Origin of the sequence: Calothrix sp. UHCC 0171 (assembly GCF_034931845.1) — a bacterium.
Classification (GTDB): Bacteria; Cyanobacteriota; Cyanobacteriia; order Cyanobacteriales; family Nostocaceae; genus Brunnivagina.
Map to the genome: position 1 here is coordinate 3,045 of NZ_JAYGHN010000013.1, position 12,430 is coordinate 15,474.

At 41.8% G+C, this 12,430-nt stretch carries 10 protein-coding genes and 1 tRNA gene; 3 read left to right on the top strand and 8 right to left on the bottom strand.

Going from position 1 to position 12,430, the window contains the following annotated elements; translation table 11 throughout:
- The 3 genes from VB733_RS12025 to VB733_RS12035 all read left to right on the top strand — a co-directional run.
- Window positions 1-644: hypothetical protein (locus VB733_RS12025; RefSeq protein WP_323340322.1), on the top strand; the 644-nt coding region annotated here is incomplete at its 5' end.
- A gap of 60 nt (window positions 645-704) precedes the next feature.
- A tRNA-Gly gene (locus tag VB733_RS12030) sits at window positions 705-775 on the top strand.
- Window positions 776-1,136: 361 nt separating this feature from the next.
- Entirely contained in the window at window positions 1,137-1,538 is a 402-nt protein-coding gene (locus tag VB733_RS12035; RefSeq protein ID WP_323340323.1) for a hypothetical protein, read from the top strand.
- Between the two features lie 49 nt (window positions 1,539-1,587).
- On the opposite strand, the gene VB733_RS12040 is transcribed toward VB733_RS12035, so the two are convergent.
- From VB733_RS12040 to VB733_RS12075, 8 genes are all read right to left on the bottom strand, one after another.
- A complete protein-coding gene (locus VB733_RS12040) occupies window positions 1,588-2,547 on the bottom strand; it encodes a GNAT family N-acetyltransferase (RefSeq protein ID WP_323340324.1) in 960 nt (319 codons plus the stop codon).
- Window positions 2,548-2,759: 212 nt separating this feature from the next.
- On the bottom strand, window positions 2,760-5,441 hold the full coding sequence (locus VB733_RS12045) for an HDIG domain-containing metalloprotein (protein ID WP_323340325.1): 2,682 nt from the start codon (window positions 5,439-5,441) through the stop codon (window positions 2,760-2,762).
- Between the two features lie 452 nt (window positions 5,442-5,893).
- Complete coding sequence (locus VB733_RS12050; RefSeq protein WP_323340326.1) at window positions 5,894-6,931, bottom strand: ADP-ribosylglycohydrolase family protein; 1,038 nt, start codon at window positions 6,929-6,931, stop codon at window positions 5,894-5,896.
- Between the two features lie 231 nt (window positions 6,932-7,162).
- Window positions 7,163-7,636 carry a type II 3-dehydroquinate dehydratase gene (gene aroQ, locus VB733_RS12055; protein WP_323340425.1) on the bottom strand — a complete coding sequence of 158 codons (474 nt, stop codon included), beginning with the start codon at window positions 7,634-7,636 and terminating at the stop codon, window positions 7,163-7,165.
- Window positions 7,637-7,663: 27 nt separating this feature from the next.
- Entirely contained in the window at window positions 7,664-7,801 is a 138-nt protein-coding gene (locus VB733_RS12060) for a hypothetical protein (protein ID WP_323340327.1), read from the bottom strand.
- A gap of 293 nt (window positions 7,802-8,094) precedes the next feature.
- Window positions 8,095-9,792 (bottom strand): SulP family inorganic anion transporter, encoded by a 1,698-nt coding sequence (locus VB733_RS12065; RefSeq protein WP_323340328.1) that lies wholly within the window; start codon window positions 9,790-9,792, stop codon window positions 8,095-8,097.
- A 76-nt stretch (window positions 9,793-9,868) separates the two neighbouring features.
- A complete protein-coding gene (locus VB733_RS12070; RefSeq protein ID WP_323340329.1) occupies window positions 9,869-10,732 on the bottom strand; it encodes a universal stress protein in 864 nt (287 codons plus the stop codon).
- A 32-nt stretch (window positions 10,733-10,764) separates the two neighbouring features.
- Window positions 10,765-12,171 carry a SulP family inorganic anion transporter gene (locus VB733_RS12075; RefSeq protein ID WP_323340426.1) on the bottom strand — a complete coding sequence of 469 codons (1,407 nt, stop codon included), beginning with the start codon at window positions 12,169-12,171 and terminating at the stop codon, window positions 10,765-10,767.
- Window positions 12,172-12,430: the final 259 nt, after the last annotated feature.

A 12,430-nucleotide genomic window follows, 5' to 3' on the forward strand; every position in this document is an offset into this window, starting at 1 on the left:
AGCAAAGAATTGCCGAGCAACAGCGCCAGCAAAGAATTGCCGAACAACAGCGTCAGCAGGAACTTGCCGAACAACAGCGTCAGCGAGAATTAACTGAACAACAACGTCGTGCTGATGAAGTGGCAAGAAATCAACGGGAAATACCAAAATCATCAGATACAGTTGGTGTAAATAAAAATCCACCACCGCCTACAGGAGGAAGAGTTACTACAGAAACAACTGGGGGATTTTGGACAGCAAGCTTGTCTTCTGCATCTGAAAGTGAACAAATTGATCTCAACTCAATCACGGGTGAAGGTACACTCGAATCTCCTCCTCAAATGAAACAAAAAACGACAACACCAAATAAATCACCTTTACTCAACGAAAAAGATCGGCAGTTAATTACACAACCGATAACATGTCGCGTTTTACTATCTATTGATGCTAGCGGCAAGATTTTTAAGAATAATGGAATTCGCATTGCCGATGACGCAGCCCAGAAAGATGTCTGTAAAAGATATGCTGAGGAGTATTTTCAGCAAAATCAGGGAAATATCGAATTTATACCCAGACGAGACAAGGGGAATGTGCCAGCAAGCGGCGGACTTTTCGTAGACCTAATCATACAACCTGCCGCAACCAGCGAGGAAATTACTAATTAAATACTTGATTTTACTAGCTAGCTATGTTATTCTATATAAGTTGAAAATTTAAAAACATTTGCGGGTGTAGTTTAGTGGTAAAACCTTAGCCTTCCAAGCTAATGATAGGGGTTCGATTCCCCTCACCCGCTTATTCTATTTGTGATACAGTGAGAATTAGTGCGATCGCCGCAAAGCAGCTAAAATAATCACCACCATCATATAAATTTTTCATGATCTGAAATTATCTGTATATATGCGGTTTAATATATGCAGCATTTGTGCGACATTTGTAAAAGATGGTATATGATGTCATTTGCCTAAAGAATGGCGATAAAATCGACGCGGGTATGGGGAAATAAGAGACGCGGAGAAAAATTAATCATAACTGATTCGCTGGACTTGATATTAATGTCATCTGATATAACCGTGGGAATGAAACACTTGCGCGACTAGCAGCGTCTTCAACAATTATTTGGCTAACGATGAAATCGGTAATAAGGAATCAAAATAATGGCTAGCGAAGGATTTGAGAGTGTTTCTTTTCAGGGTTCATTCCAAGATACTTTGGATACTGTCGCGGGATTCATGGAAAAGTATGGTGAAGCTGTGAATCAAACCTATCAAGATGAAATTGATAGCAAAATCTATCAAAGTCAAAGTATGGGTGAGATTGTCGGTAATTTTGCGGCAATCAGTTACCAAATTTCCTATTTAAAAACTTTACAAAATAATTTAATTACTCAAAGAATTGCTGATAGCGAATTAACCCAAAAAGCGCTCACAGAGTTTGAGAAAAACCTCAATCAAGTGAGTAATGATTTAGATGAACTAAAGCAAAAAGTTGCTGAATTAAAAATATTTTTATCTAGGAATATCAAGAATACAAAAACTATAATCAAAGATGTAGAATGATTAATATTTATGAATCAGTTCTTTATAATTTACTATTCCATGCTTCCTTTTACCGCCAATCATCGATCGCAAATACATCATGACGATTGTAGCCTTGTTGGTTAGGTTTTTGCATTGCCACACCGATAATTTCTGGACGAAAACCACGCGCTAACATCCGACAATAAGCATCATCACGACTCGTATTTATCCCTGCCACCAACTTAGACATTCCTCGCGCCACAGTCAAAGCTTCGCACAAATCTAATAACTTCTCAAAATTGTCGGCTGCATTCTTTCCACAACGCACGGCAGCAAACTTAATAAAGCAAGTATCACTACCAGCTTCTGTGGCTGCACCACAATGACAAACTGCAAAACCAGCTAAGTTTGATTCATCCCATAATAAGACTGTCTCTCCCAATCCTTGGGCTTGGACAGTTTGAATTTCTCGCGATAAATTTAGCCCTTCATACACCGATTCTGTGACTTCTCGACAAGCACGGAGACATTCCAAGCGTTGTTCTGGATTAATTTGTGAATATTGTGTTTCCCCAGGTAAAACTTGAAGTTGAGTTGGAACTTGATTTGGCTGCACAGATTTTGCCATAATAGCAGTGAGAAATTGCAACCGAAAGCCAAACTTTTGATAAAGTGCATGGTGTTTGGGACTTTGAGCAAAAGTGAACAACCCATTCAAACGATGATTCCATTGTTCAAAAGAAGCGATCGCTGGTTCAACTAATTTTTGTCCAATTCCTTGGTTCCAATAGTCAGGATGCACACTTAAAGGACCAAAAAAACCAAAACTACCCCAATTTACCGCTAAGTTCGAGCCAATTAATTTACCATCTGCCTCAGCTACAAATACCGTAGTTGGATCACTTTTCCAACGGTGAGGAATGTAAGTTGCATCCCCATAAAACTCAGTTGGTTCGGGTAATCCCACAAATGTACCAAATGCTAGGCGAAAAATATGGTCAGCTGCATCCAATTCATGGGATTTTAGTAGGCGGATAGATACATTCATTGCTTTATATTCCAGAAAAGCATGAATCATATCTTATGACTTGAGGTTACTTAATTGGTAGTAGAACTTAATTAAACGCAATAGTTAATCAAATTTTCCAAAGCTCACCATTACATCATGTTCGGCTAATCACTTACAATTAAAATTTCTCCGCGTCTCCGCGTCTCTAAGTCTCCGCGTCAGTTTTAATAAGAAGTATTCCGGACATAATATTACTTCTCCTTTGTACTCGCTTTTAACTTGGGATAGGCAATACGTTTGTGATGGAACTGTTGCCAAACTTCCACAAATATCTCAGCAATCTCTGACATTTGAGTGCGAGTCAATCCAGAATCCAGCAATTGATTATCTTGCCAACGGGCACGCAAAATATTATTAAGCATAGATAAAGCTTGTTCTGGTGTTGTGTCCTTGAGGCTGCGTAGGGCTGCTTCACAGGAATCTGCTAGCATGACGATCGCAGTTTCTTTAGACTGGGGAATGGGACCATCATAACTAAAGTCACGAGCATCCACTTGAATATAGTCGCATGTCTTTGCCAATTGCTGTGCCTGATGGTAAAAATAAGCAATCTGCATAGTCCCTTGGTGTTCAGGGATAAAGGCTTGAATCGCTGTCGGTAAGCGATGTTTTCGTGCCATAATTAAGCCTTCACTAACGTGTCTCTTAATAATTTCGGCACTTATCCAAGGGTTTTTGATTTCCGTATCATGTTTGTTAGGTGCCCCCATTTGATTCTCAATAAATGCGTCGGGGTCATGCATTTTCCCAATATCGTGGTACAATGTCCCGGCTCTCACGAGTTCGACGTTACATCCAAGTCTGCGCGCTGCGGCTTCCGCCAGACTGGAGACGAACAAAGTATGTTGGAAAGTACCGGGAGTTTCAGCAGCCAAACGTTTGAGGAGGGGGCGATTGGGGTTTGCAAGTTCGGCTAGACGAATGGGGGTGACTAAATCGAAAAGCTGTTCGAGATAGGGACTTAAACCGAGAGCAACGATACTCCAACTTAAACCAGAACAACCTAATAGGAATGATTCTTTCAAGACTGGATATAAGTTACCGCCAAAGGCTCCACCAATACAAATCTTTAGAAGTAAATATACACCAGCTTGGGCGATCGCAACCGCAATTCCTAGTAAAGCTAATTCTTCACGGGAACGTAATTTGTGGGCGATACAACTAGCTAACAATGAGCCTGTGGCACCCGCTAAAAGTGTAATCCTACTGATTTCTAAGCTACATGGTAATAGTAATGTCAATAAGCCGATTGTCGTCACGCCGATGGTACTACCATAAAGGCTACCCAATAGTAAACCGGAAGCACTCCAAGTTGTGAATGGTGTGCCCATTGTTAAGACTAAAGGAATACTCAGAATAAGTAATAAAATTAAAATGCGATCGCGTTGTCTCTTCCGATATTTTACCCGTTTTTCGACAAACACAAAAATTGCCACCGCCACCGCAATGATTCCAGCCAAGATGATTAACCGCAACCATTTAACTTCTCGGCGAATTAAACCGTAATGTTCGAGAACCTGAAAATTCCAATCACTAATAATTTCGCCTTTACGAACAATTATTTCACCCTGCTGCACTGTAATCATGACAGGCTTAATGCCCTTAGCCGCATTTTTAGCTTGGATTTGTGTTTTTGCTTCATCTTTCTTCAGATTCGGTTGTAGTGTTTCCAATAACAACTTGGTTGCGAAAGATTCGGCTTCTTTCATTCCCGCATCTTGTAAGTTTAACTTGACTGCATCTTCTAAGAAGCTGGGTGGTAATCCGGGGGGAATACCTTGGGCGAGAATACGCTGGGCTGTCTGCTGGATAGCAATTTGGGCTTTCGTCCAATCATCTTCAGTTAAATCTAAGACTAGACTATTTTTGTATGCCGAATTCGGATTTTGACGAGCAAGTTCGGCTATTTTCATTTTAGCTTGAGTATATCTTTGGCGCGATCGCGATATTTCTTTGAGCAGTGCAGATATCTGTTCTGGGGAAGTCGTTAACCGTAAGGTTTCAATTTCTGTCAATGCTTGAGCTAATTTATCACTGCTAGTAATCCCGGCAAAGTCTGTTGGTATTGGGTTTGATAATATCTGGTTTGAATTCGGTAGTGTTTTTGTTGTATGTGTGGTGAGACTGGGAAAATTATGCTGATGATTCAATTGAGAATTCGCTCCTGTTTCCACACAAAAGGGATTCTGGCATTTTCCCTGCTGTTTGGGTAATAGCAATTTCTCTAGACGTGATTCGCGAGATTTACTCATACTCGCCAAAGTCGAATTATTGCGAGCGATGACTCCTTGAAATACTTGCCATTCTTTGTTTGTGGCGGAACGCAAATAACGCTGTGATACCACCGACAAAACCGAACTGTCGGCATAATAAGGGAATGAACCGGCGATACTGCGGATTTGGCTTCCCTGCTCTAAGTCTTCTTGGAGTTTTTGCCCAATGTGCCCATTAATATTCTCATCAACCATCAAAATTGGTATGGAGCTAGAATTATTACTGGCTACTTGGCGCTTCGCTTGTGTTTGGTATTTGTTTTCAATCGTATCAGTATGGGGTGCTTGAATTGTTGCTAATGCTTTACTTCCAGCTTTCATTTGTGGCTGATTGTATAATTTTTGCCCCATCACCCCAGTCAATGTCAAAACTGCGATCGCAAAAATCACCAGCGAATTCTTAGGTATTTTCTCTAGTGCCATTATATAAATACCTGTAACATTGCTAACTAAATTCGCTATTACTTCATGCCAACTATAACCTATTTGCCATTTTTTACGGAGCCTGAATAAAAACTCGCGGTGTAGCTTTTTGTAATGTCGCCACCACTTATTCATCCTCTGCAATAAGGAATGTAAAAAAAATGGCGCTTGTTTCATCACCTGTAACCGTAATAACTGACTCTGAAAGTTAAAATGAGGAAATTTTGCATGGAAGCATGTCTGAAGCAAGTTTTACACAATTACTACCCTTAGCCCCAAGTATTAGGTAGCAGTGATAACACTATATAAAATATTACTGATGTTTGTAAATTTTTGCTGAACCGTAGGATATTGTAATTTTGTCAATGGTGTTGTATGTAAATTTAAGAGCGATTATGTATTTGCAAAAGATGTTGAGATTGCTAGGTAATGTTGCAGTCAGGAATCATGTAAAAATAAGTAGTGCAAGTGTCTCGCTCGCTATTTCCCAAAGGTGGGCTTTCCAGCCCCTGAGTTTTCCGTGAAGAACATCTCCCTGGAAACTCCTCTCCACACTACTTGTTTAATTTATTTTTACACGACCACTAACTGATGATATTTGGGCTGTATATTTAATTTTGTGGAAGCAATCAACGGCATTTAATTACGCGAGGTGATGCAGAAACCTGCCAGTGAGAATCAGTTTCGAGTAAAGGGAGTCTCTGATTGGACAATGTTGAATTCCCTATTTCGTTAGTTCCGTTTGTCTGCTGTTCAATATCGTACACCCCTGACCATACAGCCAAAAGCCCATCTGCTAATTTTACCATTTGCGTTCCCATGTTTGAGTGCAAGGTTGTCGATTTTTGTTCCGAACATCGGACTTGCCAAGCGATCGGTATTCCTGCTGTACTATTGTAAGCTCCCGATAATGCTCCTGTAATTGTGCCTATGGTTGTGAAGTCTGTGTTGCTATGTGCAAGCAAAATAGAAAGACGAAAGTCTTCAAGGGTTACTAGAAAACAGTAAAAAGCTACTGCTACCAATTGACTGGCGGTATATTGATGAGGAGAGTTTTTGTGGGGTTGCTCGGCTTTACTTACTTTACTTAATTCAATGTTAACTTGTTCTAGGCTAGCGCCTTGTTCTAATAAGTGATGAATTTTGAATAACTGCTGTGGAGTATCAGTTGGAGTATTACCTAAAAAATCTACAATCTGGGGAATTAGCGTAGCTGGTTTGAGATTTTCAGTCAGTGATTTGGCAATTGCATAACCGACTGCAAGGGTAATATCTCGTATAGCTAAATCGTCGCTATAAGCCTGCACTACATCACTTATGTTTTGCTTCAGCTTCAGAGAGTTCTCGTGAAAAAATAGAGCTACTGGTAGGGTTGCAAAAATTGTTGTTAGTAAAGGCTGCTCGTTTAAGTCAATATTTACATTGCTAGATGTATTTGAGTTTAACGGATTTAGGATGTGATTCACTGGCTTGATTCGCAAGCAATCTTCTAAATCCAATTTGCCTTGAGCAATCAAACTTTTACTAGCAAATTTCATCACATTTAGAGAGGCTTGAGTCTGAAATGCTAACTCTTTTTCCTGCTTTACATTCTTAATTGGTAATGTTTCTCCAATTACAGCACCAACAACAGCACCTCGAAACCTACTAATCAGCGAATAGCGCAACTTTTAAATTCTCACTCCTGTTAGCTGTATATTATTTTACTAAGTTTCAGAAGACAATCATCAGCAGTTAGTCTCTAAATAAATATGTACAATACGTGATTTTCTATGATTTTCTATATGTTTTTATACATCAACAACCAGAAACATCTCTAATTTTTAGGAGAATATCCCTCTAATTAAAATTTCAGATTCTCAATTGTATCTTCGATATTCATTTAATCTATGCCTGATTTAGGCTGGAGTTTCCTTTTGGGAATTTTGTTCTCTGAGGTAATTTACCAATGCATGTAAACCCAGCAGATAACTTTGAGCGCCAAAACCGCTAATTTGACCGATCGCAACGGGTGCTATATATGAGTGGTGGCGAAACTCCTCACGGCGGTAAATATTGCTTAAGTGAACCTCAACTGTCGGCAAATTGACACCAGCGATCGCATCCCGCAAAGCTACACTGGTATGGGTATAAGCTCCAGCATTGATCAAAATGCCTTGATGTTGCCCTACAGATGCGTGAATTGTATCGACTAGGATACCTTCATGATTTGACTGCGTGACAGATATATTGACCTCAAGTTTATTGGCTGCTTCTGTTAATAACCGATTAATATCAGCTAAACTCAGGCAACCATAAATACCTGGTTCACGTTGCCCCAGCAAATTCAAGTTTGGCCCATGTAGTACCAAAATGCTGAAAAGGGAATGGATTACCACGTCGAGTGCTTAATATATCCTTTAGCGACGACGCGATCTATCATTTACAGGAATCGGAATTAATTCTGGTTCCGGTTCTGCTTGTGGACCTAGCAACGCTTCTATCAGCTTGCGCCCCAATTCCTTCAGCTTTTCTAGCACCTTATCTATATAATCCATTGAACTGACCGCTCCTGAGATACTACCTCAATTTTTGGTTAACAGCTAGGGAATTATGGGACTATCAAACACCTTATATAATCCAAAGCGGGCTACTAAGTTGTAATATCCCGTGCTGCGGAAAAGAGCCGCTTCTCTAACATCATTCGGTGTTGATTCCCCTCCTACTAGAGTATCACATTAACAACCAATAGAAACGCATCTGTCCAATGATAGGTATTTAAGTATTTTTAATCACAAATAATTTCCTGGCATAGGAGGTCGGGTTTTCGATTTGAAAATTTACAAATTGTTCAGGCGGAATGTTCTGGTTGAATCAGGACAGATGCCGATTCTAATGCCTGTAAGCGGCTTGCTACCTGAAGAATTTTGGGTGACAACTTAACAGAGGACTGCTCCTGTGTATTTTGAGGCTTGCAGAAGCGTTGCAATTCAAACTGAGTAATTCGCCGCTCCACTTGTCCAGGGGTGACAACAACCCAAACATGGCGATGATGGGCGATCGCATCCTGAACTATAGATTCAATTGCCAATGCTGCGGTCACACCAATACTAGGGACTTCAGTCAAATCTAACACCAGTGCATGGTAGTTTTGCACAAAAGACATCCGTCGGGAGATACTTTTGGCAGCACCAAAACTCATGGGTCCCCCTAATTTAAGTAGCAAAATATCTCCTCTTGCTTGGGTGAGGATTTCCTGTTCGGCGGGAGTGAGATTGTGATGTCCAGTGGAGTCGGTAATGACTTGAATATTATCGCTTTGGACATCACTTAAACGTTTAATTGTCAGGACATTGGCAATAAATGCCCCTACTAGTACCGCCGTAATTAAATCTACAAATACGGTTAAAAACAGCACCAGATACATCAATCCCGTCCCTTTCAAGGAAAGACGGGGGGCACGTTTAATAAAACCCCAATCGAGAATATCAATACCTACCTTCAGTAATAACCCTGCCAATACTGCATTGGGAATCTGCGCTGTTAATGGTCCTGCCCAAAATACTACCAACAGCAGTACCAGGGCATGAATCATCCCCGATAGAGGTGTTTTTCCCCCAGCTTGGACATTCACCACCGTCCGCATCGTGGCACCAGCACCGGGTAAACCCCCAAATAGCCCCGCCAACATATTGCCAATTCCCTGTCCAATCAATTCCTTGTCAGAATCATGCTGGGTGCGGGAAATACTATCAGCCACCAAGGAAGTTAACAGAGAATCGATCGCTCCCAATACCCCTAACATCAGCCCATATCGCAGCATATCGGCTAACTCGCGGATATTAAAGGTGGGCATTCGCAAGGTGGGTAATCCGCTAGGAATTTGACCAATCCGAGCCAGATTTGCATTTTTGAATAGCACCATCGAGATAATTGTCACTACCACCAATGCCAATAGGGGAGAGGGTAAAATCCGATTTAGTTTGGGTGGAGAAGCAAAAACAATCACCAAGGTCAGTAATCCTAGTCCTACTGCCACCCAGTTGGGATTACTCAGGTAGGTGGGTAGTTGTTGTAGAGTTGTGACTACGCCACCCGCTCCGGTATGACCCAATAAGGGGGGTAATTGCAGCAAAATGATAATTACGCCAATCCCTGACATGAAGCCAGAAATGACAGTGTAGGGCAGGAGGGTGATGTATTGTCCTAGGCGCATCACTCCAAATAGAATTTGCAGCAGCCCACCCAACATGACAACGGTAAATGCAATTGCTAACCCCGTATCAGGATAACGTTGCACCAAGGTGGCAATCACAGTTGTTACTACCACAGTCATTGGTCCGGTGGGACCAGAAACTTGGGCTGGTGTTCCCCCAAAGAGGGCAGCAAAAAAACCAACAATGATTGCACCATAGAGTCCGGCGATCGCTCCTGCACCGGAAGCTACCCCAAAGGCTAGGGCTAATGGTAGAGCTACAATGGCAGCAGTTAAGCCCCCAAACAGGTCGCCGCGCCAATTGCGAAAGTGAATTTTATTTATTAGGCTCATGGGTTTTGGGTATGATACTTATCAGTAAAAAGCCATTAAGTAGCCAGTTCATATCCAATCAGTATTTGTACTGCGGTCAACGAAATACCAGGACAGGTATATTACTGCTGCGGAGAATTTGAGCCGTGGTGCTACCAATTACCAAATGGCGAATACGGCTATGTCCGTAAGCCCCCATCAGTAATAAATTAATGTTGTTTTCTTGCACATATTGTGCGATCGCATTTTCGGGATTACCTACCATTAAGGAAGATACCGCTTCAAACCCACCTGCACGTGCCTGTTGTTTGGCTTCCTCAATTCGAGAACTGGCTGTGGAATCTTCTGCACTTTTGGCAACAGTGATGATATGCAGTTCTAAACCTGTGAAGACAGAAGATGTTAGTAAAAATTGCAACATTTCCTGACAACTTTTACTACCGTCATAAGCCAGTAAAAATCTCTCAATTGGTTGAAATTGGCGGGAGGTGACTAAACAAGGTTTATTACTAGCCCGGACAATTCGCTCCAGATTTGCCCCTAAATGTCCAGAGGCAAATTCCGCCGTTTCTCCCCGTTTACCCAAAATAATTAAATCCACTTCTGGTTCTAATTCCGGCATATAATCAACCAAAAAACCAGTTTTATGCATTACCTGAACAGTTTCTACACCCCCACGGGTGAGTGCGTCCTCGGCTTCCTGTAAAATTAACTTTGCCCGTTGATGGTTTAGCTTGGCTTTTTCATGTTCTAATGCCACCAATTGATTGAGTAGCACGTCAGAGGCATTGACACCAATACTACCACTCAAGTTTGCGGCTTCCTCTGTTGCTTGGCTGCGGGCATCTGTGACGTACAACACATCGACTGCTGCTCCTAATCGCGTCGCCAACCATGCCCCATACTGATAGCTACTCTGGGAAAAAACTGAACCATCTGTACATAATAAAATTCGTTTCATGGTGACTAATTTCTGTTAGTAATATGCTATTTTTAGGAACCAGATTGATTGTGAATACCTAGCTTCTCAACCAATGTGGCACTGGCTTGGTTTAACCCCACCAATACCACATCCGCACCATTACGACGAAATTTCAAGACGATTCGGTCAAGTATGGCTACTGCTCCCTGATCCCAGAGATGAGCATTGGTCAAGTCAACGGTGACGCGATCGACTACTTCCCCAAAGTCAAAGGATTCTAAAAATTCTTCCTTGGATAAAAAGAAAATTTGTCCGCTCACTTTATAGGTGCGATGGCTGCCATCCTCGCTTAAAAATTTATTCACAAATACCAATTTGGCTATTTTACGGGAAAAGAACACCGTACTCATCACAATTCCCGTCGCCACTCCCAGGGCAAAGTTACGGGTAAAAATCGTCACAAACATTGTTGTTAACATGACGAGGGTTTCACTTTGGGGAATTCGGGGAATATTTTTAAAGGATGACCAGCGAAATGTACCAATCGATACCATAATCATAATGGCAACCAGGGCAGCCATGGGCATTTGTCTGACCCAATCTTGCAGTGCCAAAATGGCAAACAGCAGAAACACCCCAGATGCGAGGGTTGATAAGCGTCCTCTACCCCCAGATTGGACGTTGATTACCGATTGTCCAATCATCCCACAACCAGCCATGCCGCCAAAGAATGCGGTGACAATATTCGCTATACCTTGCCCTTTGGCTTCTTGGTTTTTATCACTGGGGGTATCGGTGAGTTCATCTACCAAGGAAGCAGTGAGGAAGGAAGCCAATAATCCGACGATTGCCAAGGTCAAAGAATAGGGCAAAATGATTTGTAAGGTTTCCCAGGTGAAGGGAACTTGTGGTAAGGCAAATACAGGGGGTGCAGTGGGTAATTTCCCCATATCTCCGACGGTGGGAACATCTAGTTTCAAAGCGATCGCAGCAATTGTCATCACTGCTAAAGCCACCAAGGGGGAGGGGACAACTTTGGTAAACCGGGGCAAAATGTAAATAATTGCCAAAGATATACTAGTTAAAATATATACCAAGGGTGGTTTACCGATGAGTTGTGGCAACTGTGCCAGAAAAATTAACACCGCCAAGGCATTGATGTATCCCAACATTACGGCTCTGGGGACATATTTCATCTGCCGACCCAGTTTAAATACTCCAAATAATACTTGGATGATCCCTGTCAGGAAAGTTGCCGCGAGTAGGTATTCCAAACCACGCTCTTTGACCAAATCAATCATCAACAGTGCCATTGCTCCGGTTGCAGCCGAAATTGACCCCGGTCTACCCCCTAAAAACGCTGTCATCACCGCGATAATAAATGAGGCATATAGCCCAACTTTCGGATCAACACCAGCAATAATAGAAAAGGCGATCGCTTCGGGAATCAGTGCCAGTCCTACCACAGCCCCAGCCATAATGTCTTGCCGAGTGTTAAAAAACCACTCTCGTCTCAGAATTGTCCCTTTCAAGTTTCCTCCTAGCGTCTTGATTCAAATAAAATTGCCAGTGCGTAATTCACACTCAAAATAGCCCACTCGCCAATATAATTCAGTAATTAATCATTCCTAATAGCCTACGGAAGCACATCTGCATCTAGGTTGTTATCAGTGATTACTTCGACCCTTATAGTTCTAAAGTTACCTAAAGCTACGCAAGCATCACCTTTGCCATAGG

What these genes read in the sequence shown, in the direction of transcription:
- VB733_RS12060 (WP_323340327.1), bottom strand. Translation starts at nt 7,801, where the DNA reads ATGGATTATATAGATAAGGTGCTAGAAAAGCTGAAGGAATTGGGGCGC.
- VB733_RS12065 (WP_323340328.1), bottom strand. Translation starts at nt 9,792, where the DNA reads ATGAGCCTAATAAATAAAATTCACTTTCGCAATTGGCGCGGCGACCTG.
- VB733_RS12070 (WP_323340329.1), bottom strand. Translation starts at nt 10,732, where the DNA reads ATGAAACGAATTTTATTATGTACAGATGGTTCAGTTTTTTCCCAGAGT.
- VB733_RS12035 (WP_323340323.1), top strand. Translation starts at nt 1,137, where the DNA reads ATGGCTAGCGAAGGATTTGAGAGTGTTTCTTTTCAGGGTTCATTCCAA.
- VB733_RS12040 (WP_323340324.1), bottom strand. Translation starts at nt 2,547, where the DNA reads ATGAATGTATCTATCCGCCTACTAAAATCCCATGAATTGGATGCAGCT.
- VB733_RS12075 (WP_323340426.1), bottom strand. Translation starts at nt 12,171, where the DNA reads ATGGCTGGGGCTGTGGTAGGACTGGCACTGATTCCCGAAGCGATCGCC.
- VB733_RS12045 (WP_323340325.1), bottom strand. Translation starts at nt 5,441, where the DNA reads ATGAAACAAGCGCCATTTTTTTTACATTCCTTATTGCAGAGGATGAAT.